The sequence below is a fragment of the Labrenzia sp. 5N genome (assembly GCF_012395805.1).
Classification (GTDB): Bacteria; Pseudomonadota; Alphaproteobacteria; order Rhizobiales; family Stappiaceae; genus Roseibium; species Roseibium algicola.
The window spans coordinates 46578-73328 of sequence record NZ_JAAZTM010000020.1 but is presented as its reverse complement, the minus strand read 5'-3'; the positions used below and the strand labels follow the sequence as shown (position 1 = coordinate 73328).

The window sequence follows — 26751 nt, the reverse complement described above, 5'->3', positions numbered from 1 at the left end:
CTTATTCTGCTGCTTCTGCCGCTCGCGTCTTGGCGAGCGCCGAGCACTCGGCCATCGTCTTGGACGCGCGAGCGATCGGGTTGGTCAGGTAAAAGTCGCGGATCACGTTGGCGAAGCCTGCGCTATCCATCTTGGCCTTGGCGTTGCCAAGCTTGGCGATATCGCCAGCATCACCTGCCTCGATCGCATCGATGCCCGTCATGTGCGGAACAGCTTCGAACAACTTTGAGCGCAATTCGGCAAGAGAGTTGAACTCAAGCGTCTGGCCAAGCACCGCGGACAATGCGCGAAGGATCGCCCAGTCTTCGCGGGCATCTCCCGGAGGGAACGCGGCCCGGTCGGCCATCTGGACGCGACCTTCGGTGTTGACGTAGATCGCGGATTTCTCCGTATAGGCAGCGCCTGGCAGGATAACGTCGGCGCGGTGTGCACCGCGGTCACCATGCGTTCCCTGGTAGACAACGAAAGCGCCTTCCGGAACTTCAACTTCGTCGACACCCAGCAGGAACAGCACGTCAAGTGCACCCGGCTCCAGCATGGACCCTGTGTCCTTGCCGCCCTCGCCCGGTACGAAACCGAGATCGAGAGCACCAACCTGGGACGCTTCGGTGTGCAGGATGTTGAAACCGTTCCAGCCGTCCTTGACGACACCAAGCGCCTTGGCGGCTGCAGCAAGCGTCGCGAGCACTTCAGCCCCATCCGGACGGTTCAGCGCGCCCTGGCCGATGATGAACATCGGGCGTTCGGCCTTTGCCGGAGCGTGGTTCACGAATTCCTTCAGGCTGTCCGGACCGGCACCCAGATAAGTTACCGGATAGGTCAGATCGGCATTTTCACCAATCAGGCCAATGGTCACGTCGCCTTGGACCCAACGCTTGCGGATGCGAGCGTTCAGAACCGGAGCTTCCTGACGCGGATTTGTGCCGATCAACATGATCGCGTCAGCGTCTTCAATGCCCTGGATCGTGCTGTTGAAGAGATAGCTTGCGCGGCCGTTCTTCGGATGCAGCGGAGACCCCGGGAAACGGCTGTCGATGTTGGCAACGCCGAGTTTGTCCATCAGCGCCTTCAGCGCGAACATGTCCTCAACGCCTGCCATCTGCCCAGCCAGAGCACCGATTTTGTCGGCGCTCGCGCCTTTTACCTTTTCGGCGATGATCTGGAATGCTTCACCCCAGGAAACGGGCTGCAGCTTGCCGTCCTTCTTGGCGTAAGGCCGGTCGAGGCGCTGGGTCTTCAGACCGTCCCAGATGTAACGGGACTTGTCGGAAATCCACTCCTCGTTGACCTCTTCGTTGAGCCGCGGCATCACCCGCATGACTTCCTTGCCGCGCGTGTCGACACGGATCGCGGAACCGACCGCGTCCATCACGTCGATGCTTTCGGTCTTGGTCAGCTCCCACGGACGGGCGTGGAATTCGTAAGGCTTGTGGGTCAAGGCACCAACCGGGCAAAGATCTGCCACGTTGCCCTGCATTTCCGACGACAGGGCCGCTTCGAGATAGGTAGTGATTTCCGCATCTTCGCCACGGCCGACCAGACCCATGTCGGTGACACCACACACTTCCGTGGTGAAACGCACACAACGCGTGCAGTGAATGCAGCGGGTCATGATCGTCTTGATCAGCGGACCGATTTCCTTGTTCTCAACGGCGCGCTTGTTCTCGTGGAACCTGGAACCGTCGACGCCATAGGCCATCGCCTGGTCCTGCAGATCACACTCGCCGCCCTGGTCGCAGATCGGGCAATCCAGCGGGTGGTTGATGAGCAGGAACTCCATCACGCCTTCGCGGGCCTTCTTGACCATCTCGGACTTGGTCTCGACCACTGGCGGCTCGCCGTTCGGGCCGGGACGAAGGTCTTTCACGCCCATGGCACAGGAGGCGGTCGGCTTGGGCGGTCCACCCTTCACTTCCACCAGGCACATGCGGCAGTTGCCGGCGATAGACAGCCGGTCGTGGTAACAAAACCGCGGAACCTCGGCGCCCGCCTCTTCACAGGCCTGAAGCAGCGTGTAGTCCGCCGGGACATCCACTTCCTTGCCGTCGATGATGAGCTTCGTCATCCGTTGCTCTCCAAATCCCGTTCCGCTTACTCAGCCGCCACCATGGTCGAAGAAGACTTCGACTTGGCGACATAGTCATCGATGCGTTGCTCGATAACAGGCCGGAAATTCTTGATCAAACCCTGGATCGGCCAGGCGGCCGCGTCCCCGAGTGCACAAATCGTGTGGCCTTCGACCTGCTTGGTCACCTTGAACAGCATGTCGATTTCCTCATAGGAGGACTCGCCCTTGACCATTCGTTCCATCACACGCCACATCCAGCCCGTGCCTTCGCGGCACGGTGTGCACTGGCCGCAGCTTTCGTGCTTGTAGAAGTAGGACAGGCGGGCAATGGCCTTGATGATATCCGTCGACTTGTCCATCACGATCACGGCTGCGGTCCCCAGGCCGGAGCCAAGGCCGCGCAGCGTGTCGAAATCCATCGGCGCGTCCTTGATCTGCTCTGCCGTGAGGCACGGAACAGACGAACCGCCTGGAATAACCGCGAGAAGGTTGTCCCAGCCACCGCGAATACCGCCGCAATGCTTGTCGATCATCTCGGCAAACGGGATGCCCAGCTCTTCCTCGAAGGTCGACGGCTTGTTGACGTGGCCGGAAACACAGAAAAGCTTGGTGCCGGTGTTGTTCGGACGACCGAGCGCCGAGAACCACGCAGCACCGCGGCGCAGAATGGTCGGAGCAACCGCGATCGATTCAACGTTGTTCACCGTGGTCGGGCACCCGTAAAGGCCGACGTTTGCCGGGAACGGCGGCTTCAGGCGCGGCTGGCCCTTCTTGCCTTCCAGGCTTTCCAGCAGCGCGGTTTCCTCGCCGCAGATGTAAGCGCCGGCACCATGGTGGACATAAATGTCGAAGTCGTAGCCGTTCTTGTTGTTCTTGCCGATCAGACCGGCGTCATAAGCCTGGTCGATCGCAGCTTGCAAACGCTCGCGCTCGCGGATGAATTCACCGCGAACATAGATGTAGGCAGCAATGGCACCCATCGCATAACCGGCAACAAGGCACCCCTCGACCAGCGTGTGCGGGTCATGGCGCAGGATCTCGCGGTCCTTGCAAGTGCCCGGCTCGGATTCGTCGGCGTTGACGACGAGATATGCCGGACGGCCATCGGATTCCTTGGGCATGAACGACCATTTCAGGCCGGTCGGGAAACCGGCACCGCCGCGACCACGCAGACCTGAATCCTTCATTTCCTGAATGATCCAGTCGCGCCCCTTGTCGATGAGGCCCTTGGTATTGTCCCACTGTCCGCGCTTCTTGGCGCCTTCCAGGCCCCAGTCGTGGAGACCGTAGATATTGGTGAAGATCCGATCCTGATCCTTCAGCATCTCTTCCCCCTAGTCTTCGCTCTTGGAGGAGGCCACTTCACCGGCTTCCACGCGCTTGGAAAAATCTGTTTCACCGCCGGATGCCAGAACCTTGGCCTGCTCAATCCAGCCATCACGTTCGATACGGCCCTTGAACTTCAGACGGCTGTCGACCCAGGCAACTTCCTGCGGTCCCCATGAGGCCACCTGATCGAAGTGGAAAAACCCGAGTTCGTTGAGTGTCGCTTCCAGTTTCGGACCGACACCCTTCAGCTTCTTCAGGTCGTCCGGCTTGCCGCCGCGCGCTTCCTTCAGAAGTTCAGGTTCTTTTTCCTGACCGTCGGTGCTTCCACTGGTGTCGGCTGTGCGGGCAACTTCAACTTCGGCACGGTCGTCGGAATCAGGCTTGCCCTTGTTCTGACTGCGCGCTGCAGGCGTAGCTGCTTTTTCTGCCTTGGCTTTCTTGGCCGGTTCAGCCTTTGCCTCAGCTTTCTTGGGCGCAGCTGCCGCTGGCGCTTCGCTTGCCTTGGCCGATTTGGCTGCATGCGCCGCCTTTACCTTGGCAACAGCATCTTCTGCAGGAGTCGGCACGCCGTCATAGTCGTTGCCACCTGCATTGATCGGTGCGCCGGCAAAAGCATGAGACGCCTTTTCCGAGCCGTCGACCAGATGGGGAACCGGCAGCTCACCCTTCGTGTTGTCATCGATTTCAGTGAGCGACGTCTGACCGCCTTCGGCCATTGCAAAACGGCGACCGTTCTGCGGGCCCGGCGTTACTTCCTTGCCGGCGGCGATATCGTCGATCAACTGGTTGAAGCTGTCTTCAGTCAGGTCTTCATAGGTATCCTTGAAGATCTGCACCATCGGCGCATTCACACAGGCGCCAAGACACTCGACTTCTTCCCAGGAGAACATGCCATCCTCGGAAATCTCGTGCATGTGCTTGGCAATGCGGCTCTTGCAGATCTTGATCAGGTCTTCCGACCCGCGCAGCTGACACGGCGTCGTGCCACAAACCTGAATATGGGCCTTCTTGCCGACCGGCTGCAGCTGGAACATGGTATAGAACGTCGCCACTTCCAGAACGCGGATCTTCGGCATGTCGAGCAGGTCCGCGATATAGCGGATTGCCGGCTCACTCACCCAACCTTCGTTCTGTTCCTGCGCACGCCACAAAAGCGGAATGACCGCGGAGGCCTGACGGCCTGCCGGATAACGGTCGATCAGCTTCTTTGCCCAGTCGAGGTTCTTCTCGGTGAACGCGAAGCTTTCTGGTTGTTCCGCGGCAAGTCGGCGAACTGCCATGGTGTTATCCCCGTTCTGTCAAAATGACCGGAGCCGGACGGGCGGCTGCCAGGGTCGAAAATTGGTTGTGTGCCGTCCGCATCAGCGGTCGACCTCACCGAACACGATGTCCAGAGACCCCAGCACTGCCGAAACGTCGGCAAGCATGTGCCCGCGGCACAGGAAGTCCATGGCCTGAAGGTGGCTGTAGCCAGGCGCCTTGATCTTGCAACGGTACGGCTTGTTGGTACCGTCCGCGACCAGATAGACGCCGAACTCACCCTTGGGTGCTTCAACGGCTGCGTAAACTTCACCAGCCGGGACGTGATAGCCTTCGGTGTAGAGCTTGAAGTGGTGGATGAGCGCTTCCATCGAACGCTTCATTTCACCGCGCTTCGGCGGCACGATCTTGCCGTCGATGGACGAGACCGGACCAGTTTCGACCGTCAGCTTTTCCAGGCACTGCTTCATGATCCGGACTGACTGGCGCATTTCTTCCATGCGGATCAGGTAGCGGTCGTAACAGTCGCCGTTCTTGCCGATCGGAATATCGAAATCAAGTTCGGAATAGCATTCGTAAGGCTGCGACTTGCGCAGATCCCAAGGTGCACCGGATCCACGAACCATCACGCCGGAGAAGCCCCAGGCCCAGGCATCGTCAAGGTCGACAACGCCGATATCCACGTTGCGCTGCTTGAAGATACGGTTGTCGGTCAGGAGACCTTCGATATCGTCAAGCGTCTGCAGGAACGGATCACAGAAGTCCCAGATGTCGTCAAGGAGGTCACGAGACAGATCCTGGTGAACACCGCCCGGACGAACGTAAGCTGCGTGCATGCGGGCACCGCAAGCACGCTCGTAGAACACCATCAGCTCTTCACGGGGCTCGAAGCCCCAGAGCGGCGGTGTCAGCGCGCCCACGTCCATGGCCTGCGTCGTCACGTTCAGAAGATGCGACAGCAGACGACCGATTTCCGAATAAAGGACACGGATCAGCTGGCCGCGCTTGGGCACTTCCACACCAAGCATACGTTCGACTGCAAGCGCAAAGGCGTGTTCCTGGTTCATCGGCGCCACGTAGTCGAGGCGGTCGAAGTAAGGCACAGCCTGCAGATAAGTCTTCTGCTCGATCAGCTTTTCGGTTCCACGGTGCAGCAGACCGATGTGCGGATCCACACGCGTTACCACTTCGCCGTCGAGCTCAAGCACGAGGCGCAGCACGCCGTGCGCCGCCGGGTGCTGCGGACCGAAGTTGATGTTGAAGTTACGAACCTGAGCCTCAGCCATTTTGAGGTTCCTGCATTTTTTGCGTGAAATAGGCGATGACTTCGGGACCGGTCATTCTGCGGGTTTCATTAGCGAAAGCGTAGTTTGCCGGCTGTTCGTCAACGAAAATTTCGGACGTGAATTTGAAAACGGACGGATCGTCAAAGGCTTGCGCGGAAACGCTCACGTGTGAGCCGTCGGCCATGCGCCACATCAGCGAGGAACCGCACTTGCTGCAGAAAACCCGCTCGCCGTAGTCGGATGACTTGTAGACGCCGAGGGCATCCTTGCCTTGAACGTCCAGACTGTCCATCGATCCGCAGCTGACAGCCATATAGGTACCACCGGTCCAGCGGCGGCACATGGCGCAGTGGCAGACTCCCATTTCGCCGTCTACCGGCGTTGCGGCAAACCGCACCTCGCCGCAAAGACACCCACCTGAAAGCCGTTCGCTCATCCCTGCCCCGCCCTTCAGTTGGTCGTTGCCTTCTCGTCACCGGGCAGCACGTAGTCCGTGCCTTCCCAGGGCGAGAGGAAGTCGAAGGAGCGCATTTCCTGGTTCAGGCGTACCGGTTCGTAGACAACGCGTTTCTTCTCGTCGTCATAACGAACTTCGACAAAGCCCGTAACCGGGAAGTCCTTGCGCAGCGGATATCCGTCAAAACCATAGTCGGTCAGGATGCGGCGCAGGTCCGGATGGCCGGAGAACAGAATGCCGTACATGTCGTAGGCTTCACGCTCGAACCATTCAGCACCTGGAAACAGCGGGGTCAGCGAAGCAACCGGCGTATTTTCGTCGGTTGCGACCTTCACACGAACGCGCTGGTTCTGAACGGGAGACAGGAAGTGGTAGACAACGTCAAAGCGCTTCTCGCGCGAAGGGTAATCCACACCGCAAATATCCGTCAGATTGACGAACTTGCACGAGCTGTTGTCGCGCAGAAAGCGGATCGCATCGAGAATGTCGGTCGCGTTTACGGTCAGCGTCAGCTCACCGTATTCGACCTTCCAGGACACAAGGGACTCACCCAGACCGAGCTCGATATGCTCAGCGAGTTCCTTCAACGTCTCGTCCATCGTGTTCGACCTCACTCGTAGATCTGCAGCGTTCAACCGGTTCCGATTGAGTGCCGACTGCCGATCGATCCAGTTTGCCGGGTCTTTGTTGCGCCCCGCTGGACGCGACCCGGAGAGTCAGTTGAACGGGCGCCAGGCGCCCACTCCCTCAAAAATCCGCCGCCTCTTCGGCGGCAGATCCTTATCTTTCGATAGTGCCCGTGCGGCGGATCTTCTTTTGAAGCATCAACACGCCGTAGAGCAGCGCCTCGGCTGTCGGAGGACAGCCTGGAACGTAGATATCGACCGGCACCACGCGGTCGCAGCCGCGCACCACAGAATAGGAATAGTGGTAGTAGCCGCCACCATTGGCACAGGACCCCATGGAAATGACGTACCGCGGCTCAGGCATCTGGTCGTAGACCTTGCGCAGCGCAGGCGCCATTTTGTTCGTCAGCGTGCCGGCAACGATCATCACGTCCGACTGGCGCGGTGAAGCGCGCGGCGCGAAGCCGAAACGCTCGGCGTCATAGCGCGGCATCGACATCTGCATCATTTCAACGGCGCAGCAGGCCAGGCCGAAGGTCATCCACATCAGCGAGCCGGTACGGGCCCACTGGATGAGGTTGTCGGTGGAGGTTACGAGAAAGCCCTTGTCGGCCAGTTCGTTATTGACTTCCAGGAAGAATGCGTCATCCGCGCCGACAGGCTTGCCCGTATTCGGGTCGATAATACCCTGCGGCTGCGGTGCGACGAGCGGCTCGGTCGTGGTCAATCCCATTCCAGCGCTCCCTTTTTCCATTCGTAGATGAAGCCGACGGTCAGGACACCGAGGAAGACCATCATGGACCAGAAGCCGTACCAGCCCAGGTCACCGAACACGGTTGCCCAGGGGAACAGGAACGCGACTTCCAGGTCGAAGATGATGAAGAGGATCGAGACCAGATAAAAGCGCACGTCAAATTTCATGCGTGCATCGTCGAAAGCGTTGAAGCCGCACTCATAGGCCGACAGTTTTTCCGGATCCGGATTCTTGTAGGCCAGGATGAAAGGCGAAATCAGCAGCGCAAGGCCGATCACCAGCGCAATGCCGATGAACACGACGATCGGGACATATTCCCGCAAGAGTTCTTCCATGTCTTTCGCGTCCTTGCATATGGAGGCGGATCGGGAGGCGATCCGGTGCCAGGGCTGCGCGCCCCGTTGCCTTCATTATACCGGCAGGTCACGCTGTGCCCGTCGGCGTTATGAAACCAACATGCGAGCGCACGCTTAGCTTACGACTTGGTGCAACGCAAGACCCACATGCGGTCAAACTCTTGCCATGTTTGCACCTGTTTCGCACCTACCCCCGACAAATCCTTAATTTCAGCCAGTTTGCAGGAAGGCAAAAACTTTGCACAACCCTTCAGGAAATATGCCGCACCTGCGTTCGTTTTCCACCCCCCTCGCAGAATCGAAGCAAACGCCAGACAAACACCAAAAGAGCTGAAATTTGAATGGACTGCGTCGCCCCTGCCTTGAACGCATGATAGCCATCTTGGCGACAATGCCAAGGGGTTGCCTGTCTGCGCGGCAAAGCGCTCGCTTTGCGCGAGGCTTGATGTTTTCGATTGAACAGTCTGGGGAAACAAGAGGTACCGTGAGTGGCGCGAGTGACGGGGCTCGAACCCGCGACCTCCGGCGTGACAGGCCGGCACTCTAACCAACTGAGCTACACCCGCACATTCACGGTATATGCGCCAATTCCCGAAAGTACCAAAGCACTTCTATGGGAAGTGGCGCGAGTGACGGGGCTCGAACCCGCGACCTCCGGCGTGACAGGCCGGCACTCTAACCAACTGAGCTACACCCGCTTCGTCAGGCAACGCGTTGTCGCCCTGAAGTGGCGCTGATGTACGGCGGCTGGTTTTGGAAGTCAAGCACCCTATTCCGTCCGAATTGCCGTTTTTTGACAAAGAAGCGCCCAATCGCAGGTTTTCCCCAGAGCCGCCTTGCCGATCAATGTGGATAACTTCCTGTTTCGTAATGGAATTATCCGCGTTGCCACGGACTGTTTTCCGATTGGCTTAGCCTCAAACACATTCGCCAGCTCATAAAAACGACCTGAGCCACGCAGATTCTCGTTCTTCAGCCGTGTTTTATTCAGCCGGCACCAGCCGCGTATCGCGCAACAGGCCTTCTCTGGCAAGAATAGGCACCGCCGCAGCTGCGAACAGCGAATTGATTTCCTTGAGGCTGCGCATGACCTCCAGATGGGCGTTGCTCGATTCCATGCTCTGAAGCGTTTTCGATTTCAGCCGCTCCAGATGCCGGTTATGACTTTCGCGTTCCAGGGTGCGCATCTTGTCCTTTTCTGCAATCAACTCGCGCGCGGATGCGACATCCGCCGAAACGAGCACATTGAGGGCAAGCTCCATGTTCGCCAGAACACGGTCGTGCATCCAGGTCAGCTCCTTCAGCCCCTCCTGCGAAAAGCTGATCTTGTTCTTCTGCAACTCCAAGGCAAGTTCGAGAAGGTTCTTTGCCACAAGATCTCCAGCGCGCTCCAGATTGACCGCGAACCCCACCAGTTCCATGCTGCGCTCAGCCTGTTCGCCGGTCAGCTCCCCACGATTCACCTCCGCGATGTAGAGTTTCACCGAGGAGTGGATCGCATTGACCTGCTTATCCAACTGCTGCAAGCGCCTGATTTCCGGCTCACTGCCCTTCTCCAGCATCATGAGAACCGGTCTCGCCATCACCTCGACCAGTTCCCCCATACGCAGGAGTTCACGCGTTGCACTGGCCAGGGCAAGTCTGGGATTGCCGACCAGTTGCTTGTCCAGCGCGCTTTGCGGTGTCAGCCGGTCTGCCTCTTCTTGTTCCTCTCTGTCGGGCACCAGGCGTTCAACCAGCCAGGCAACCGGTCTTGTCAGTGGCAGGCAGACGAGAACAAGCAGGAGATTGAAAAGCACATGAACGGCAACGATCTGCTGGGCCGGATCATTGCTGATCGAAGCCAGAGGCAGATCTTGGAATTTTAGCGCCAGCATGACCAGCACTGCGCCGGTAGACCTGAAGAGAAAATTGCCAAGCGGCAGAAGCTTGGCCTTGCGATCCATTCCGCGTGTCAGCCAGAGCGCGACAATACCCGCGCCAATGTTCGCTCCCAGAACGAGTGGAATCGCTGCCTCGTGCGGCAGGCCGGTCTTTTGCACCAGGGCTGCGATCATCAGCACGGCCGCCACGCTGGAATGCACCAGAAACGCCAGAAGCGCCCCAACCGCCATCGCTGTCGGTGTGTCCTGCGCAAGGAAGCCGGCAAACTGCGGCATGAACCGCGCTTCCTTCAACGGCGTCGTCGCTTCGCCGATCATTTGCAGCGCAATCAGGATGAAAGCGATTCCCAGAAGAATGCGTCCGATCTGTTTCGCGGATCGAGCGTCGAGCTTCAGGAACAGCCATGCACCTCCGCCCAGAAGCAACGGCACCAGCCAGCTGAGATCGAACACCAGAAACTGCACGACAAGCGCCGACCCGAGATCGGCGCCCAGCAGAACCGCCAGTCCGGCAGCTGTGGAAATGAAGCCGGATGTCGCAAATCCCGCCGCCAGGATCGCAACCGCCGTCGCACTTTGCAGCAAAATGGCAACCGCAGTTCCAGACAAGGCGCCGGCAACCGGTCCGGAGGATGCCCGGCCGATGGCGCGTCTCAACGTTGGCCCGGCCGCCCTTTCAAAGCCTGTCCGAACCATGCGAACCGCGTAAAGGAGCAGCATGACTGCCCCGAACATCTTGATGAAAACTAGGATTCCCATCTTGCCAAGTAGCTACCTTTAAACGAGTTTTTTATTTAGCCGCAGAAGTTTATCGGACAAAAAGGAAAAAGAAAACTCACCATTCGAAGGCCAAACGAAATCAACCCGCCACCGGTATGCCCAGCAACAGCGGCAAAGCGAAATGACTGTAAATGTGCGAATATTCGAAATAGCGAACCGCCGGGCAATGTGGGGGCGGCAGCAAACAGCAGAAAACACCCTGGTGCGCAGGCACCCTGGTTACAAGTGACGGATTTCACAAGGGGAATGGTGGGCGATGAGAGACTCGAACTCCCGACATCTTCGGTGTAAACGAAGCGCTCTACCAACTGAGCTAATCGCCCTCAACGAGGTGAGACGCCTTTTAGGGGGTCGTTTGCTGCTTGGCAAGAGCAAAATCTCAGATTTCCGTTTCAATGATAAAGCCTGTGGATGACGGCTCCGAAAACCGGCAAACTGACAGCTTCAAAAGCGTGAGAAAGCCGCACCCATGGTGACATCCCGCCGGTTGTTTTTGACTGGAATTCTGGCTGCCTTCAACGGCCTGCCGCTGTTGACCAGAACAAGCTCATCACAACCCGTGGCCGGACAGAGAGTGGTTGTTGTCGGTGCCGGCATCGCCGGTCTGACGGCTGCAAGAACACTTGCAGACGCAGGTTTCTCCGTAACCGTGCTTGAGGCTGGTAACCGGATCGGCGGCCGTCTGCACACGGACAGATCGTTGGGGGTGCCTCTCGACCTTGGAGCAAGCTGGATCCATGGAACACGGTCCAACCCCATCACAGCGCTCGCGCAGCGCTTCGCACAGCCGATGTTCGAGTGGGACTACGACAACGAGGAGGTCTTCGACCTGACCGGCAACGGTGGCAGAGCAGTCGAACGCTTCGAGACTTTCGCGAACGCCCTGGAAGATTTTCTGGACGACACTGAAACCTCCCTCACCCGGATATCGGCAGCCAATGCCATTGAAAAGATACGCCGGCAACGAGCCCTGTCGAGCCTCACTGACGCTGAACTCGGCTTCATGGCGCATATTCTGCTGGAGCAGGAATTTGCAGCCCCAGTGAGCAACCTTTCGCTTGCAGCCGTTGAAGAAGGCGGTGCCTTTGAGGGACCCGACGCCGTGCTTCCGCAGGGCTATGACAAGATTGCATTGGGGGTGGCGGAGGGATTGACCATCCAGACCGAAACCGTCGTGACCCAAATCGACCATTCCCAAAGGGGCGTTTCGGTAAGAACTGAGAACGGTGTACTGGAGGCCGATTTTGCAATCTGCGCAGTGTCTCTGGGTGTCCTGAAGGCTGGCGACATCGTCTTTTCACCTGGTCTTCCTGACAACAAGCGCAACGCCGTCAGTTCCCTGCGCATGGGCGTGCTTGATAAAATCTATCTCTCGTTCCCGGAAGCGTTCTGGGATGAAACTGTCCACAACTTCGGCCGCATATCCGGCAAGCCCGGCACTTTTGCCTACTGGCCGAATCTTTCGCCCGTGACCGGAAAACCGATTCTATGTGCGCTGAACGTCGGCGAATTTGCTCAGAACCTTGAGAAACTTGGTGAAGAGAATCGCAGACAGGCGGCCTTCGAAGCGCTTCAGACCATGTTCGGCCGCGACATACCGCCGCCTGACGCCAGCATAAGTTCCGCCTGGCAGCAAAACGAACGAACGCGAGGATCCTACTCGTTCCTGCCTATCGGGGTGGAGCCGCGAGCAAGAAAAGCACTGGCTGCCGACCTCAATGGAAGGGTCTTCTTTGCGGGAGAAGCCACCGCCCAGGACTATCCGGCAACAGTGCACGGCGGCTGGCTTTCAGGCCAGCGCGCCGCACGCGACGTGATCGCAAGTGCCCGCTAAGTCTATTGGAACTTATAGGCGAACTGGAGCATGTCGGTGAGCCCGCGCTGCGGGTTGTCCGCGGCAAGTCCGTTCTGATTGAAGAACTGCACCAGACGGGCAATCCCCTGCTGGTCGTTCGGTCCTCTTGGCGGCGGCTGATCCATGAGTTTGGCGGCGATGATCCAGGACATCGTCCGGCGAAGGCGATTCTGATTGGCACTGAATTCTGGATTGCTAGCTGCTCGCTCGAACAAACCGCCCCACGCCTGATTAACGGCATCGTTGATGGCTTCGATGCGAATGAACCCGGCTTTATTGGGACTACGTGCCTTGTTGAGCAGGTGGTCGATATTGTACCCGGCAAGATCCGACGGCGCGGCTTTGATGCCATAGACCTGCTCGACAAAGCGCAGCCAGGCTTTCTGATAGGACGAATACACCGCCCTCACCCACACGCTGGCATTTTCGTCCGCGTTGCCGGGTTTCTGCACGATGGCTACGTTCTTCAGGCTGCTTCTCCCGGCTTTTCCGGTCTGGACGTCCTCGTCGAAATCGTCGAGGAACACGAGGCGTCCAAGTGCCTCGGGGTGTTCCACCTGAACCTGCACCAGGGGGTCACGGACCCAGGCATCAAATAGCGCGCGTTGGCGCCTGCGGATCAAGGCTTGCAGTGACATTCCAAATCCTGTCGAGCAATTGGCATCACCTCACGACAAACGCAATATAATGTGGGAATGGCAATTCGCCAGAGCTCAATCAAAAATAGAAAACAGGCAAGGAAAAACCCCGCATCCGTTTCCGGATACGGGGTTGAGCGAAGAAATCGCTCGTGAGCGCTATTAGGCGTTCACGGCGTCCTTCAGGCCTTTGCCGGCCTTGAACTTCGGCGTCTTAGAAGCCGGGATCTGGATCGTTTCGCCAGTCCGCGGGTTACGGCCTTCGGTTGCTGCACGTTCGGAAACGGTGAAGTTACCAAAGCCGATGATGCGGACTTCGTCGCCGCTCTTCAGCGTAGAGGTGACAGCTTCGAAAGTTGCGTCAACTGCTTCGCCTGCCTGCGCCTTGGTGAGGCCGGTCTTTTCTGCAACAGCTGCGATCAGATCGTTCTTATTCATAGCAGATACCTTTCTAAGAAACGGCAGAGTGCCGACGATTCCTGTCAGCGCCGTTGCGCGAAATTCGGTTGAATTGAACTGAAACGCAAGTGGTTTTTTCGCAGAAAACAGCCATTTTGACCGATTATTCAAAAGAAAAGCCCCGGTTTTCCCGGGGCTTTCCAATTTGTGCGCTGCAATGTCGCGATTAGTGGGCAAGAACACCGGAGGTGTCGTCGTCCTTTTCTCGCGCCTTGGTTGCAGCTTCGTGAGCTGACTCATCCCATTCGATGGCCTCCGGCAAGCGAACAAGAGCGTTTTTCAGCACTTCTTCCATGCCCGAAACCGGGATGATCTCAAGCGAGTTCTTGACCGAGTCCGGGATATCCGCCAGATCCTTGGCGTTGTCTTCCGGGATCATAACCAGCTTGATTCCGCCACGAAGGGCAGCAAGCAACTTCTCCTTCAGACCACCGATCGGCAGAATGCGACCACGCAGGGTGATTTCACCTGTCATGGCAACATCCCGGCGAACCGGAATGCCGGTCATGGTCGAGATCACAGCGGTAGCCATCGCGATACCTGCGGACGGACCGTCCTTCGGGGTTGCCCCTTCCGGAACGTGAACGTGAATGTCCTTCTTTTCGAAGGTCGGCGGTTCAATGCCGTAATCGATCGCACGCGAGCGGACATAAGATGCCGCCGCAGAAATCGATTCCTTCATCACGTCCTTCAGGTTGCCGGTGACGGTCATCTTGCCCTTGCCGGGCATCATCACGCCTTCGATGGTGAGAAGCTCACCGCCGACTTCGGTCCAGGCAAGGCCGGTAACCACACCGACCTGGTCTTCCAGTTCGGCTTCGCCGTAGCGATACCGCGGCACACCAAGGTATTTCTCGACGACCTCGCTGGTCACCGTGATGCTTTCCTTGTCGCTCATCAGGATGTCCTTGACCGCTTTACGGGCCAGGGTCGCCATTTCACGTTCAAGGTTACGCACACCGGCTTCGCGGGTGTAGCGACGCACGATGAAGTGAAGTGCTTCATCCTCGATGGTGAACTCACCTTCGCGCAGGCCATGATCCTTCTCGGCTTTCGGGATGAGGTGACGGCGGCAGATTTCCACCTTTTCCTCTTCCGTGTAACCGGCGATGCGGATCACTTCCATACGGTCCATCAGCGGACCCGGAATGTTCAGCGTGTTCGCCGTGGTCACGAACATCACATCCGAAAGGTCGTATTCGACCTCCAGATAGTGGTCCATGAAGGACGAGTTCTGTTCCGGATCCAGCACTTCCAGCAGAGCCGATGACGGGTCGCCGCGGAAGTCCATGCCCATCTTGTCGATTTCATCGAGCAGGAACAGCGGATTGGACTTCTTGGCCTTCTTCATCGACTGAATGACCTTGCCGGGCATCGAGCCGATGTAAGTACGGCGGTGACCACGGATTTCCGCTTCGTCCCGCACACCGCCGAGCGACATGCGTACGAATTCACGGCCGGTCGCCTTCGCAATCGACTTGCCGAGCGAGGTCTTGCCGACGCCTGGAGGACCAACGAGACACAGGATCGGACCACGCAACTTGTTGGCCCGGCTCTGGACCGCCAGATACTCCACGATCCGTTCCTTGACCTTTTCAAGGCCATAGTGGTCGGTGTCGAGAACCTTTTCGGAGAAGGCCAGGTCGTGCTTGACCTTGGACTTCTTGTTCCACGGAATGCCTATCAGCCAATCCAGATAGTTCCGCACGACGGTCGCTTCCGCGGACATCGGGCTCATCTGTTTCAGCTTCTTGATTTCGGCCGCAGCGCGCTCGCGTGCTTCCTTGGTCAGCTTGGTCTTCTTGATCTTGTCTTCGAGTTCGGCAACCTCGTCGCGGCCGTCCTCGCTGTCGCCAAGCTCCTTCTGAATGGCCTTCATCTGCTCATTCAGATAGTACTCGCGCTGGGTCTTCTCCATCTGCCGCTTGACGCGGGAACGGATGCGCTTTTCCACCTGCAGGACGGAGATTTCGCTCTCCATCATGCCCAAGACGCGCTCAAGCCGCTCGGCGACGGAAACGACGCCAAGGATTTCCTGCTTTTCGGGAATCTTGATCGCAAGATGGGAAGCTACCGTGTCGGCGAGCTTGGAATAATCGTCGATCTGGTTGATCGCGCCCAGAACTTCCGGCGAAACCTTCTTGTTCAGTTTCACGTAGTTCTCGAACTCGGACACGACCGAGCGCGCAAGTGCTTCCACTTCGATGTTCTCGCCATCGCGCTCCGGCAGAACCGTTGCGGAGGCCTCGAAATAGTCGGCACGGTCGGTGTATTCGCCGATCTGTGCACGGGCACCGCCTTCCACCAGAACCTTGACCGTATTGTCGGGCAGCTTGAGAAGCTGCAGCACGGTCGCGAGCGTGCCGACATTGTAGATCTGGTCAGGCTTGGGATCGTCGTCAGCTGCATTCATCTGTGTTGCCAGAAGAATGTGCTTGTCGGTGGTCATCACCTCTTCGAGCGCCTTGATTGACTTCTCGCGGCCGACAAACAGCGGCACGATCATATGCGGGAAGACAACGATGTCGCGCAGGGGCAAGACGGGGTAGACAGACGTGCTGTCCTGATCTGTGGCGCGAATTTCTGCGTCGCTCATTTTTTTTCCTTTCTCAGCGTGTCCCGGCCCCACTCGGTAAAAGGCAGCCAAAACACTGGAAAACGGCTCCGAACCGGTAGGTCCTGAAGGCCAGATCACGGCACCCCAGATGGGCGCGCCGACAATCCGCATAAGCCGTCCTTAGGTCTATTAGGTGGACACCAGACCTGCCGGTGTCAAGGCAATCGGTTGCTGCCCACAAGTCTTGTCTGTTGACGACTCATTGCACCGGTGGAAAACGGCCCCGAACAAGTGGATGACCGCCCAAAAACAAAATGCCGCTCAAGTTGAGCGGCATTTATTCACGGTTTCTTGAAACAGCCTTCAGTGCCTCAGGCGCTGGTAGCCGACGTTTCTTCCCGATCTTCGTAAATATAGAGCGGGCGTGCCTCGCCCTTCACGACTTCCGGAGAGATCACGACTTCCTTGACACCCTTCAGGCCAGGCAGCTCGTACATCGTATCGAGCAGGATGGCTTCGAGGATCGAACGCAGGCCGCGTGCACCGGTCTTGCGTTCGATGGCCCGACGAGCGATCGCCTTGAGGGCTTCCTCGTGGAAGGACAGTTCCACCTGTTCCATTTCGAAAAGACGCTGGTACTGCTTGACCAGAGCGTTCTTCGGCTCCGTCAGGATCGTAACCAGGGCTTCCTCGTCGAGGTCTTCCAGGGTCGCGATAACCGGCAGACGGCCGACGAATTCGGGGATAAGGCCGAATTTGAGCAGATCTTCCGGCTCAAGTACCGAGAAGAGTTCGCCGATCCGGCGATCTTCCGGTGCATGGACCTGCGCTTTGAAACCGATGGACGTCTGCGTGCCACGATCGGAAATGATCTTGTCAAGGCCCGCAAAGGCGCCGCCACAGATGAACAGGATGTTGGTCGTGTCCACCTGCAGGAATTCCTGCTGCGGATGCTTGCGGCCACCCTGGGGCGGCACGGAAGCAACGGTGCCTTCCATGATCTTCAAAAGTGCCTGCTGAACACCTTCGCCCGAAACGTCGCGGGTGATCGACGGATTGTCGGCCTTGCGGCTGATCTTGTCGACCTCATCGATGTATACGATGCCGCGCTGCGCGCGTTCGACGTTGTAGTCGGCGGACTGCAGCAGCTTCAGGATGATGTTTTCAACGTCCTCACCCACGTAACCGGCTTCGGTCAGCGTGGTGGCATCAGCCATGGTGAAAGGCACGTCCAGAATACGGGCAAGGGTCTGCGCAAGCAGGGTCTTGCCGCAACCGGTCGGGCCGACCAGAAGGATGTTGGATTTCGCCAGCTCGACATCGTTGTTTTTCGATGCGTGATTGAGGCGCTTGTAATGGTTGTGAACGGCGACCGATAGAACCTTCTTCGCGCTGCCCTGCCCGATGACATAGTCATCCAGAACGTCGCGAATTTCCTGAGGGGTCGGGATCCCGTCCCGTGACTTCACCAGCGAGGATTTGTTCTCCTCGCGAATGATATCCATGCACAGCTCGACACATTCATCGCAAATGAAAACAGTCGGGCCGGCGATCAGCTTGCGAACCTCATGCTGGCTCTTGCCGCAGAAGGAGCAGTAAAGCGTATTCTTGGAATCGCTGCCGCTGGCCTTGGTCATGTAGTCAACCTCGCGTTTACGGGGAGTGTTTCCCCTTATCTCTCCGGTTGCGGCCAAATTATGACTGAACCGGTTCTGAAGCGGCGCACAGTCGCCACCTCACCATGTAATGTCATCATGCTTCGCCATTAAAAATCAATATAGGTTTAAGGCGAAGATGAAAACCCGGCATCACCTGGGGATTTTCCGGCTTTAAGCGTGGAAATTCAATCCATGATTAAAGCCGGGTAAGTCCCTCACTTCTCTTCGTCGCCGCCAAGCGTGTTGCGGTCGGTGATCACCTTGTCGACGATCCCGAATTCCTTAGCTTTGTCAGCGGTCATGAAGTTGTCACGTTCCAGTGCCTCCTCGACCTGGTCGAGGGTGCGTCCGGTGTGCTTCACGTAGATTTCATTCAGCCGGCGCTTCATGGCCAGGATTTCCTGTGCATGAAGCATGATGTCGGCAGCCTGACCGCGGAACCCGCCGGACGGCTGATGCACCATGACCCGCGCGTTCGGCAGGATATAGCGCATGTCTTTCTCGCCTGCGGCAAGCAGAAGCGAGCCCATGGAGGCTGCCTGGCCGATGCAGAGCGTCGACACAGCCGGGCGGATGAACTGCATGGTGTCATAGATCGCAAGACCGGAGGTCACGAGACCTCCCGGCGAATTGATGTAGATCGCGATCTCTTTGGTCGGGTTTTCAGCTTCCAGATACAGAAGCTGTGCGCTTACCAGGGTTGCCACGTGATCCTCGACCGGGCCGGTCAGGAAGATGATGCGCTCCTTCAGCAGGCGCGAATAGATATCGAAGGCCCGCTCTCCCCGGTTGGTCTGCTCGACAACCATCGGCACGAGAGTGTTCATGTAGATATCGACAGGATCCTTCATACCTCATCCATATGCTTGAGATGTTGCCCGGAGGGTCTCCGGGCAGGAAACAGGCCATGAAGCGCATCGATTCAGGGCCTGACTCGAAAAAAGCGACACCCCGTATATATGGGATGTCGCCCTCAACGCAAAGTCATGACAGATGCGGCGTGAATGCAAGGTTAAATCTGCGGCCACATCTGGGGATAGACGGGAAAACCGACCAGCCAATCTGTCCGCTTTCGAGAGCACTCCCCCGAAAGCGGATTGACCTTAAGCCTCGTCTTCTTCCTCGGCGACCAGCTTCTCCAGCTCTTCCTTGGTCACCGTCTTGTCGGTCACCTTGGCGAGTTCCAGCATGAAGTCGACGACCTTTTCTTCGTAGATCGGCGCACGCAGGGAAGCCAGAGCCTGCTGGTTGTTCTTGTAGAATTCGAACACCTGCTGTTCCTGGCCCGGGAACTGGCGGACGCGATCGTAAAGAGCGCGCTGCAGTTCTTCGTCGGTCACCTGGATGTTGTTCTGCTCACCGATTTCGGACAGAACCAGGCCAAGACGAACACGGCGCTCAGCGATCTTGCGGTATTCCGCCTTCGCTTCTTGTTCCGTGGTCTCTTCGTCTTCGAAGGTCTTCTCGTTGCGCTTCATGTCTTCTTCGACCTGGCGCCAGACAACGTCGAACTCGGAGTTCAGCAGTTTTTCCGGCAGATCGAACGAATAGTGCTCGTCCAGCTTGTCGAGCAGCTGACGCTTCACGCGCTGGCGGGTCATCTGACCGAACTGGCCCTCGATCTGGCCGCGGACGATTTCCTTCAGCTTGTCGAGAGACTCAAGGCCGAGGTTCTTAGCGAACTCGTCATCGACCTTGGCTTCACCCGGTGCGGCAACTTCCTTGACGACGATGTCGAAGGTGGCAGCCTTGCCGGCCAGATGTGCAGCCGGATATTCTTCCGGGAAAGACACTTCGATGACCTTCTCGTCGCCAGCCTTGACGCCAACAAGCTGCTCTTCGAAGCCCGGGATGAACTGACCGGAACCCAGAACCAGCATGCCGTTCTCGTCGGCACCGCCCTCAAAAGGCTCGCCGTCGATCTTGCCCAGGTAGGACATGGTCACGCGGTCGCCGTCTGCAGCCGCGCCGTCTTTCGCATCGAACGGTGCGTTGTTCTTGGCGATCTGGGAAACTTGCTCGTCGACTTCTTCTTCAGCGATTTCAACGACCGGACGCTCGATTTCGATACCGGCGAAATCAACGATCTCGAAGCTCGGCAGAATGTCGTAGGTCATCTTGAAGGAAAGATCGGCGTCACCAGCCATGATCTTTTCAGCATCTTCTTCCGGCAGATCGATTTCCGGGGTCAGAGCCGGGCGCTCGGAGCGCTCCTCAACAGCCTTCTGGGTGGTTTCCTGGATGGTGTTCGACAGGATCTCGGCCATGGCCTGACGGCCATACATCTTTTTCAGATGGGCGAGCGGAACCTTGCCAGGGCGGAAGCCCTTGATGTTGGCCTTGGATTTCAGGTCGGCCATGTAATCGTCGAGCTTGGCGGCGAGATCACCAGCCGGAATGTCGATTTTCAGCTCACGCTTGAGGCCCTCGGAGAGGGTTTCGGTTACCTGCATGGGTTTTGTCGTCCTCGGTCCCGAGCGGCAATCCGCCCCGGAGGTTTCGTTTTTAAAATCCCGTGTGCCACATCGCCTGCACTCCCCTTTTGCCGGGAGCGTTCAAACGGCCATGCATCGCCTTGAAGAGACTCCAAGACGCACGATGGGAGCGCGATACTGCGTAGGCCCGAAAGTGTCAAGGGGAGAGCGGGGTTTTGCTGGCGTAAATCGCCTAAAATCAGCTCTTTCGACCAAGGGATTTGGTCTCTTCCAGGAGCCGGAAGCCAATTCCGCCAACCTCGCCGGCCTGCGGTTAAGAACCGCTCCCCGTCGCCGATGCTGACAACCAAATGCCAGACCACGCCAAACCAGAGCTTGGCCAGAGCTTGACCAGACCGGCCCGCACTGCTGAAGCCACACGGAATGCAAATTTGCGCTGCGCAACAACTCCGCTCAGTCAACAGTGCCCCACCAGGCCTGACGCTTGGTGATCAAAAAACGGCTACCAAATACGAGGGATCTCGACAAAAAGCACAACGTCGAACGACAAGCGCCGAATGCGCACAGGACGGAATTCACTTTGAAGAATGGTGCGGATGGAGGGACTTGAACCCCCACGCCTTGCGGCACCAGAACCTAAATCTGGCGTGTCTACCAATTTCACCACATCCGCGTCGCAACAAGTGGCAAACCACCCTGCGATTGAAGCGGGGCCTCTATAGCATCGCTGATTTTCCCGTCAAAGGAAAAAGCATTGCCCTGCCTCACCGTAAATCGGATTTCTCCACAAGTGCGCGAAGCGCGGGTTTCAGGGCACTCTCAAGATCTTCTGCGATCAGCCCCGGCCCGGCCTCCCGGCCAGCTTCGCCATGTAGCCAGACAGCCATTGCGGCCGCCTCGAAGCCGGAAACACCCTGCGCAAGCAGACCAACTACAATTCCGGCAAGCACATCACCAGACCCGGCCGTTGCAAGCCATGAAGGTGCGTTGCAATTGATTGCCGCACGCCCATCCGGCGCAGCGACAACGCTGTCCGGCCCCTTCAGAATCACGACAGCGCCGGACATTCGTGCTGCCTCCCTGGCACGGGTCAGCTTGCTACCTGCAAGTTCCGGGAAAAGGCGAGCAAACTCTCCCTCATGCGGCGTCAGAACGACCGCCGCCTTATGCGACCTGATGCTTTCGAAAAACGGTGCGCGATCAACGGCGCAACTCGTCAGACCATCGGCATCGAATACGCTTGCCCGGTTACAGTCCAGGATCTCCGCTACCGCAGATCGGGTCTTTTCACCAACACCATAACCCGGACCGATCAGTACCGCGTTGAGGCGCTTGTCCGACAAGAGATCGCGAATACCGTTTTCAGAGGCAATCTTCTTCAGCATTACCGCCGTCAGATGGCTTGCGTTGACCAGAAGCGCATCCGGCGGTGACGCCAATGTTACGAGCCCCGCCCCCGCCCGCAGCGCAGCGCCAGCCGACAACCGCGCAGCGCCAGTTGCCGTGACCGGACCGCCAAAGACAACCGCATGTCCTTTGGAATATTTGTGACCGGTCGGCGCGACTTGTGGCCAATGGTCAAGCCAGAGGTCCGGCCCATTGATAAAAGTATCGGGCGCGATTTGATCGAGAACGGTTACATCGATGCCAATCTGCGCACCTGTAACCCGGCCGCAGGCTTGACGACCGGGATAAAGCAAATGCCCCGGCTTTTGCCGAAAGAACGTGACCGTCTCTTGCGCACTGACAGCCTCACCACAGACAACACCGTCTGCGCCTTGAACTCCGGATGGAAGATCTACCGCAAGAACAGGTGCGCCGCAATTGTTGACAGCTTTCACCAAAGCTTCGGCGGCACCACCTAAAGCGCGGTCCAGCCCAGCCCCGAAGAGAGCATCCACGATCAGATCGGCGCCATCCAACAAAGCGCCTAGATCGCTCGCGATATGATCGCCTTCAACAGAAAGTGCATAAGAAAGCCCCATGCGCCGAAAGGCTTCAAGCGCATCCCCCTTCAGAGCATCGGGCGCTTTGAGCAACCTGACATCAACGTCGTATCCGGCTGACGCCAGACAACGCGCCGCAATGAAACCGTCACCGCCATTGTTGCCGGGACCGCATAGAATGACTATCCGACCTGAAGCCGGAACCATCCGCGCCGCAGCACGTGCCACAGCCTGGCCGGCCCGCTCCATGAGTTCGATACCTGGAACACCCCCCTCAATGGTCAGTCGATCGGCTTTCGCCATCTCCTGCGGGGTCAGCAACACATAATCCAGGGCCGTGCCATGCTGGCTCATTTTTAGGCAGTCCCTTCCATGTTCAAACGGCGCTTGAGAATGCACTCGGGCAAATCATGGCCCAGCAGCCGATTCTCAGACCAGAGGCACGGAAATCCGAATGGCGACACCCTTCTCGGTGAACTGCCGATCGATCTTGCCATTCATCTCACCAGCCACCAGCGCTTCCATGAGCCTGCTGCCGAAGCCAAAATTTTTCGGAGCTTCAATCACTTTTCCGGTCTCCTCAAGCCAGTCGAGCTCAAGCTGCTTGCCTTTTTTGGCAGGCAAGACCTTCCAGATAACCTCGAAGCGTCCGCCATCAGCAAAGACATCGGAATATTTCATCGCGTTTGTCGCAAGCTCGTGAAACACCAGACCGAGCGCATGGGTGCCGGTCTCGTTCAGTTGAACGGCCGGACCTGCAAGCTTGATGCCCTTTGCCCCCTCACCAAAGACCTGCTCCAGTTCCTGCAGAAGCAATGCTTTCAAGTCCGCCTTCGACCACCTGGACCGGGTCAACAGATCCTGCGCATTCGCCATGGCCTGCAGGCGAGAGCTGAACGAATCGTTGAATTCCTCCAGGCTTTCGGAGGCACCGGCGGTCTGGCGAGCAATCGCGAGAATGCGGGCAATTGAATTCTTGATCCGGTGCTTCATTTCCTGAAGCATCAGATCCTTTTCCTGGATCGTCTTTTCAGACATTTCCTTCAGGCGCTGATTAGCCTCTCTCGCCCGCAGGCGGGAGCGAATCGAAACCGCGAGCGCAGCGGAGAAAAGCAAAGATATCGACCCGAGCATGAAGGTACGCCAATAAAGAAAGGCGTTGTCCTTTGAAGCAGCTTCGATAACGGAGATTTCCCAAACCCGTCCGCCGACTTCTATCTGCCGCGTCACGAGATTTTCAGCTTCCGCGGCGCGCGCCTCATAGTCTTCAGAGGTGTACAGGTGCTCCGGCTGCTCGTCCGTCACGTCGGTCGTGTTGACAAGAACCGGTACCGGGGTCGGAGAAGTCAGGGCAGCCTTGTGCAGGTCCCCGGCACGGAAAGGCGCATAGACAAAGCCCTGGATGCTTTCTTCGCCGTTCAGTTTTTCTCCGGCAGCTTCCTCTTCACTTGCCAGCGGGAGATACGCCAGGAATCCCGTCTGCTTCTCCTCCGTGATTTCCTGAACCAGCATGACAGGGGCTGATACCTTGACTGTGAAGGTGTCTGCGGACGCCAGCATGGCCTTGCGACGGGTTTCGTCACTGAACATGTCGAAGCCGAGTGCAGCCTTGTTTCGCAGGTCCAGCGGTTCAAGAAGTATGATGGGGGTACGATGCGCCTGGTCCGTCTCGGGCCAGACCTGACGTTCCAGTTCGTAATTCTGCTGCAATGCCAGGCTTGCTTCATCTTCCCTGCCGGTCTGCATCAGCTTGGCAAAGCCGATACCCTGCATGCCGGACAAATGCCCCTTCAGGAACAGGCCAAGGGCAAAGCTCTGGAATTTGGCCCTCGACATGGCTCCGCCATCCGCCTCGAAAAACGAATGCGTCGCCGCAATGAGAGAAAAGTTCTGCTCGGTGCGCCCGCGGATCCGGTCGACCGCCTCTTCTGCGAGTATTTCGAATTCCCGCCGCTCAACCGCTCGCTCCCTGTCCAGAATGACGTAGGTCAGCGACAGGCCGATAGCGGCACTTATCACGAACACAAGAAGGGGAATGTGTCTTTTCATCACCGCGGGCCTGATCCGGGAAGAAGGTATGGAGAAAACAGAATTAGGAAGTTTTCACGATGCAAGCAACAAAAATCACCTGTAGAACCAACAACAAATTTCAAAATATCATCATAACATTTGTTAATTTCAATATTCATTGAAGTATTTAAAAACAACCATTCCGAGAACGCCCTACAACCGTCGACCAGCCGAATGAGTTACTGCGACCAGTGAAGAATTTTAACGCAGAATTCAAGCCCGGAGCAGGTCTTCACCCACTTCCCGCCGAACGTTGTACTCAGTCTTCGGAAACACCATGCTGTAATCTATTCCGTCAGGGGAGATGCTCAATTCGGCAGAACCGCTCAAGGATTGAGGCAGCACTGTTTCGAGTAGCAAGGCAGAAAATGCGGTTCTGTCGCCATCTGCTTCACCTGCGGCAAGCGCCTTTTTGGTGTCTACCCTGCCCCTCTCTCCTGCATTCCAGTTGAGAACGAGGCACAACCGGCCCTGCCTCATCACCGTTTTGCAGGTGAGCAATATTCCCTGGTCAGCCGAAGCCCAGCCGACGTCCAGTGTTGCGGCGATCAATTCATGCAAGCCCAAGCCGATGTAAAGCGCAGCATTGGGGGTCAGCAAAGGGTTTTCGCCCGTCATGGAGATGGGAATGACCCGCTTTGAATCAAACAGCGCGCGTTGAGCTCGGGCAAGATCGAACAGGCGAACACCGAACCAGTCAGCTTCCGTCACAAGATCCTGTGAATTTGAAAGGGAAAAGATCCGCCCCTGAAACTCGGCAAGAAACTGCTCGAGCGACCCGGCGTAGCGAGCGGACTGACCTGCCAGGCTCTGGATGACAGCCAAAAGGTTCTTCGATCTGTGACTGACTTCCAGCAGCAAATCCTTGAGGGCCTGCTCTCGTCGGCGGCTTTCCGTGACATCGACAATGGTTGTCAGCACCTGGATGATGCCTCCAACACCGGAAATCGTTTCGATGTGGATCTCGAAAACGTGGCCACCGTCAGCCATCACCTCGAGCTTTTCCGACCGCCCCGTCTCCAGCACTACCTTCTTGGCGTCGTCGAGCTGCCTGCCCACGGAATGACCGAAGACCGTTTCGTCCTTCGGGGTCTCTCCCTCGGGCACCGACCATATGTGAGGCAGGTTCGCGATATAAAGATATTGCAACGCATCGTCCTGCAAGGTGACGCAGGCACGCGAACGAAGCAATGCGAGAATGAGATATTCTCGAAGCTGCTCATCAGACTGGCTGGCGTTATGCCATGTGAGCCTGCGCACGGATAACCTCACATTAAACTCAAAAGAAGCGAACCCCGATGGCGTTTCGTGGGTCCAGGATATTCGTTGCTACCTTCGTAGCATGCCCGCAATCAGGGAAAGCACAAAAACTGCAAGGAACAGCCCGATCAAGATTTGTGCAATCGAAGCCGACATGCCCGCCATTCCAAAAAACCCGAACAAACCTGCGACGAGAGCAATGGCCACCACAGCCAAAGCGTAGAAAAGCATAGCCGTCTCCATATTCCAGTTCTTTTGCAACGCGTAAGGGCGGGGATGGTTCCTCATTCCGGAAATCAGCCAGGAACTGCCCGTACATCGGAGCAACGCACCCAGCAGCGCCGGCTGGAACTGTCGATTGACTTGAGATTGTGCAAAATCATGCAACCACTGAGCAGGGCAATCTCATCCGATTGCTAAGATTCCGCCTATTTTTTAGGCTCTTTGCTTATTTTGTGATCATATGACAAATGTGATAGGCGACTGACCACCACCCCGCTGTTGGAATTTGCCGCTTTTAGTGGCGGATTTCCCAGCGCGGGTAAAATTTACGGGTTGTCATGGCCGTTTGGCACACATCGTGCTTTATAGCTTGCAACGGTCCCTTCCGGGCCCGACCGGGTCGTTTTGTCCCGCAGGATCGGAAAAGGGCACGCCGAAATTATCCGGCCTTAAAAGTGGAGAGAGACACAAGGTGATGAAAAAGATCGAAGCGATCATCAAACCCTTCAAATTGGACGAGGTCAAAGAAGCTCTGCAAGAGGTCGGTCTCCAGGGCATCACCGTTACGGAAGCCAAGGGCTTCGGCCGTCAGAAAGGCCACACGGAACTCTATCGCGGCGCTGAATATGTCGTGGATTTCCTGCCGAAGGTGAAAGTGGAAATTGTACTTGGCGACGACATGGTCGAGAAAGCCGTTGACGCAATCAGATCCGCTGCGCAAACAGGCCGCATTGGCGACGGCAAGATTTTCGTTTCAAATATCGAAGAAGCAGTCCGTATCCGTACCGGTGAATCCGGCATAGACGCTATCTGACCCACCCGTTCCGGCATTCGCCGGCAATCCGAATTCCG

General features: G+C 57.4%; 21 protein-coding genes and 4 tRNA genes. 2 read left to right on the top strand and 23 right to left on the bottom strand.

What is annotated here, in order from left to right; translation table 11 throughout:
* Nucleotide 1 precedes the first annotated feature (1 nt).
* The 12 genes from nuoG to HEP89_RS20840 all read right to left on the bottom strand — a co-directional run bounded on the left by nuoG (nt 2) and on the right by HEP89_RS20840 (nt 11122).
* Complete coding sequence (gene nuoG / locus HEP89_RS20895; RefSeq protein ID WP_062488657.1) at nt 2–2065, bottom strand: NADH-quinone oxidoreductase subunit NuoG; 2064 nt, start codon at nt 2063–2065, stop codon at nt 2–4.
* 26 nt (nt 2066–2091) lie between these two features.
* Nucleotides 2092–3393 carry an NADH-quinone oxidoreductase subunit NuoF gene (gene nuoF / locus HEP89_RS20890; RefSeq protein WP_022998431.1) on the bottom strand — a complete coding sequence of 434 codons (1302 nt, stop codon included), beginning with the start codon at nt 3391–3393 and terminating at the stop codon, nt 2092–2094.
* A gap of 9 nt (nt 3394–3402) precedes the next feature.
* Nucleotides 3403–4677, bottom strand: a complete 1275-nt coding sequence (locus HEP89_RS20885) for an NADH-quinone oxidoreductase subunit E (RefSeq protein ID WP_022998430.1) — start codon at nt 4675–4677, stop codon at nt 3403–3405.
* A gap of 81 nt (nt 4678–4758) precedes the next feature.
* Nucleotides 4759–5943, bottom strand: a complete 1185-nt coding sequence (locus HEP89_RS20880) for an NADH-quinone oxidoreductase subunit D (RefSeq protein ID WP_022998429.1) — start codon at nt 5941–5943, stop codon at nt 4759–4761.
* Nucleotides 5936–6379 carry a GFA family protein gene (locus tag HEP89_RS20875; RefSeq protein WP_077292762.1) on the bottom strand — a complete coding sequence of 148 codons (444 nt, stop codon included), beginning with the start codon at nt 6377–6379 and terminating at the stop codon, nt 5936–5938. Before HEP89_RS20875 ends, HEP89_RS20880 begins: the two co-directional genes overlap by 8 nt.
* Before the next feature lie 14 nt (nt 6380–6393).
* Nucleotides 6394–6999: an NADH-quinone oxidoreductase subunit C gene (locus HEP89_RS20870; RefSeq protein WP_022998427.1), complete on the bottom strand. Its 606-nt coding sequence runs from the start codon at nt 6997–6999 to the stop codon at nt 6394–6396.
* A gap of 181 nt (nt 7000–7180) precedes the next feature.
* Entirely contained in the window at nt 7181–7759 is a 579-nt protein-coding gene (locus HEP89_RS20865) for an NADH-quinone oxidoreductase subunit B (RefSeq protein WP_006934718.1), read from the bottom strand.
* Nucleotides 7750–8115 carry an NADH-quinone oxidoreductase subunit A gene (locus tag HEP89_RS20860; protein WP_006934719.1) on the bottom strand — a complete coding sequence of 122 codons (366 nt, stop codon included), beginning with the start codon at nt 8113–8115 and terminating at the stop codon, nt 7750–7752. Before HEP89_RS20860 ends, HEP89_RS20865 begins: the two co-directional genes overlap by 10 nt.
* 510 nt (nt 8116–8625) lie before the next feature.
* Nucleotides 8626–8702 (bottom strand) — tRNA-Asp (locus tag HEP89_RS20855).
* 55 nt (nt 8703–8757) lie between these two features.
* Nucleotides 8758–8834 (bottom strand) — tRNA-Asp (locus tag HEP89_RS20850).
* A gap of 285 nt (nt 8835–9119) precedes the next feature.
* On the bottom strand, nt 9120–10778 hold the full coding sequence (locus tag HEP89_RS20845) for a Na/Pi cotransporter family protein (protein ID WP_077292761.1): 1659 nt from the start codon (nt 10776–10778) through the stop codon (nt 9120–9122).
* A 268-nt stretch (nt 10779–11046) separates the two neighbouring features.
* Nucleotides 11047–11122 (bottom strand) — tRNA-Val (locus HEP89_RS20840).
* Nucleotides 11123–11268: 146 nt separating this feature from the next.
* Between HEP89_RS20840 and HEP89_RS20835 the strand changes: the two genes are divergently transcribed.
* Nucleotides 11269–12633, top strand: a complete 1365-nt coding sequence (locus HEP89_RS20835) for an FAD-dependent oxidoreductase (protein ID WP_077292760.1) — start codon at nt 11269–11271, stop codon at nt 12631–12633.
* 2 nt (nt 12634–12635) lie between these two features.
* On the opposite strand, the gene HEP89_RS20830 is transcribed toward HEP89_RS20835, so the two are convergent.
* From HEP89_RS20830 to HEP89_RS20780, 11 genes are all read right to left on the bottom strand, one after another.
* Nucleotides 12636–13292 (bottom strand): hypothetical protein, encoded by a 657-nt coding sequence (locus HEP89_RS20830; protein WP_077292759.1) that lies wholly within the window; start codon nt 13290–13292, stop codon nt 12636–12638.
* Nucleotides 13293–13454: 162 nt separating this feature from the next.
* Nucleotides 13455–13730 (bottom strand): HU family DNA-binding protein, encoded by a 276-nt coding sequence (locus tag HEP89_RS20825; protein ID WP_031268410.1) that lies wholly within the window; start codon nt 13728–13730, stop codon nt 13455–13457.
* Between the two features lie 187 nt (nt 13731–13917).
* The gene (gene lon / locus HEP89_RS20820) at nt 13918–16347 is read right to left on the bottom strand and encodes an endopeptidase La (RefSeq protein ID WP_031268409.1); all 2430 of its coding nucleotides are present in this window, start codon (nt 16345–16347) and stop codon (nt 13918–13920) included.
* 332 nt (nt 16348–16679) lie between these two features.
* Nucleotides 16680–17945: an ATP-dependent Clp protease ATP-binding subunit ClpX gene (clpX, locus tag HEP89_RS20815; RefSeq protein ID WP_022998421.1), complete on the bottom strand. Its 1266-nt coding sequence runs from the start codon at nt 17943–17945 to the stop codon at nt 16680–16682.
* Nucleotides 17946–18181: 236 nt separating this feature from the next.
* A complete protein-coding gene (locus tag HEP89_RS20810) occupies nt 18182–18817 on the bottom strand; it encodes an ATP-dependent Clp protease proteolytic subunit (protein ID WP_022998420.1) in 636 nt (211 codons plus the stop codon).
* 252 nt (nt 18818–19069) lie between these two features.
* Nucleotides 19070–20419: a trigger factor gene (gene tig / locus HEP89_RS20805; RefSeq protein ID WP_168692971.1), complete on the bottom strand. Its 1350-nt coding sequence runs from the start codon at nt 20417–20419 to the stop codon at nt 19070–19072.
* A gap of 570 nt (nt 20420–20989) precedes the next feature.
* Nucleotides 20990–21074: transfer RNA gene (locus HEP89_RS20800), tRNA-Leu, on the bottom strand.
* Nucleotides 21075–21165: 91 nt separating this feature from the next.
* Nucleotides 21166–22701, bottom strand: coding sequence for an NAD(P)H-hydrate dehydratase (locus tag HEP89_RS20795; protein WP_168692970.1), 1536 nt, complete (start codon nt 22699–22701; stop codon nt 21166–21168).
* A gap of 75 nt (nt 22702–22776) precedes the next feature.
* Complete coding sequence (locus HEP89_RS20790; RefSeq protein WP_168692969.1) at nt 22777–24396, bottom strand: CHASE domain-containing protein; 1620 nt, start codon at nt 24394–24396, stop codon at nt 22777–22779.
* 234 nt (nt 24397–24630) lie between these two features.
* Nucleotides 24631–25677: a sensor histidine kinase gene (locus tag HEP89_RS20785; RefSeq protein ID WP_168692968.1), complete on the bottom strand. Its 1047-nt coding sequence runs from the start codon at nt 25675–25677 to the stop codon at nt 24631–24633.
* Between the two features lie 69 nt (nt 25678–25746).
* Nucleotides 25747–25908, bottom strand: coding sequence for a DUF1328 family protein (locus HEP89_RS20780; RefSeq protein ID WP_031268407.1), 162 nt, complete (start codon nt 25906–25908; stop codon nt 25747–25749).
* Nucleotides 25909–26374: 466 nt separating this feature from the next.
* Here HEP89_RS20780 and HEP89_RS20775 point away from each other — a divergent pair, with 466 nt between their 5' ends.
* The gene (locus HEP89_RS20775; protein ID WP_006934743.1) at nt 26375–26713 is read left to right on the top strand and encodes a P-II family nitrogen regulator; all 339 of its coding nucleotides are present in this window, start codon (nt 26375–26377) and stop codon (nt 26711–26713) included.
* The last annotated feature ends 38 nt before the right edge of the window (nt 26714–26751 follow it).

Coding starts and splice junctions, on each gene's coding strand:
- nuoG (WP_062488657.1), bottom strand. CDS start 2,065: ATGACGAAGCTCATCATCGACGGCAAGGAAGTGGATGTCCCGGCGGAC.
- nuoF (WP_022998431.1), bottom strand. CDS start 3,393: ATGCTGAAGGATCAGGATCGGATCTTCACCAATATCTACGGTCTCCAC.
- HEP89_RS20885 (WP_022998430.1), bottom strand. CDS start 4,677: ATGGCAGTTCGCCGACTTGCCGCGGAACAACCAGAAAGCTTCGCGTTC.
- HEP89_RS20880 (WP_022998429.1), bottom strand. CDS start 5,943: ATGGCTGAGGCTCAGGTTCGTAACTTCAACATCAACTTCGGTCCGCAG.
- HEP89_RS20875 (WP_077292762.1), bottom strand. CDS start 6,379: ATGAGCGAACGGCTTTCAGGTGGGTGTCTTTGCGGCGAGGTGCGGTTT.
- HEP89_RS20870 (WP_022998427.1), bottom strand. CDS start 6,999: ATGGACGAGACGTTGAAGGAACTCGCTGAGCATATCGAGCTCGGTCTG.
- HEP89_RS20865 (WP_006934718.1), bottom strand. CDS start 7,759: ATGGGATTGACCACGACCGAGCCGCTCGTCGCACCGCAGCCGCAGGGT.
- HEP89_RS20860 (WP_006934719.1), bottom strand. CDS start 8,115: ATGGAAGAACTCTTGCGGGAATATGTCCCGATCGTCGTGTTCATCGGC.
- HEP89_RS20845 (WP_077292761.1), bottom strand. CDS start 10,778: ATGGGAATCCTAGTTTTCATCAAGATGTTCGGGGCAGTCATGCTGCTC.
- HEP89_RS20835 (WP_077292760.1), top strand. CDS start 11,269: ATGGTGACATCCCGCCGGTTGTTTTTGACTGGAATTCTGGCTGCCTTC.
- HEP89_RS20830 (WP_077292759.1), bottom strand. CDS start 13,292: ATGTCACTGCAAGCCTTGATCCGCAGGCGCCAACGCGCGCTATTTGAT.
- HEP89_RS20825 (WP_031268410.1), bottom strand. CDS start 13,730: ATGAATAAGAACGATCTGATCGCAGCTGTTGCAGAAAAGACCGGCCTC.
- lon (WP_031268409.1), bottom strand. CDS start 16,347: ATGAGCGACGCAGAAATTCGCGCCACAGATCAGGACAGCACGTCTGTC.
- clpX (WP_022998421.1), bottom strand. CDS start 17,945: ATGACCAAGGCCAGCGGCAGCGATTCCAAGAATACGCTTTACTGCTCC.
- HEP89_RS20810 (WP_022998420.1), bottom strand. CDS start 18,817: ATGAAGGATCCTGTCGATATCTACATGAACACTCTCGTGCCGATGGTT.
- tig (WP_168692971.1), bottom strand. CDS start 20,419: ATGCAGGTAACCGAAACCCTCTCCGAGGGCCTCAAGCGTGAGCTGAAA.
- HEP89_RS20795 (WP_168692970.1), bottom strand. CDS start 22,701: ATGAGCCAGCATGGCACGGCCCTGGATTATGTGTTGCTGACCCCGCAG.
- HEP89_RS20790 (WP_168692969.1), bottom strand. CDS start 24,396: ATGAAAAGACACATTCCCCTTCTTGTGTTCGTGATAAGTGCCGCTATC.
- HEP89_RS20780 (WP_031268407.1), bottom strand. CDS start 25,908: ATGCTTTTCTACGCTTTGGCTGTGGTGGCCATTGCTCTCGTCGCAGGT.
- HEP89_RS20775 (WP_006934743.1), top strand. CDS start 26,375: ATGAAAAAGATCGAAGCGATCATCAAACCCTTCAAATTGGACGAGGTC.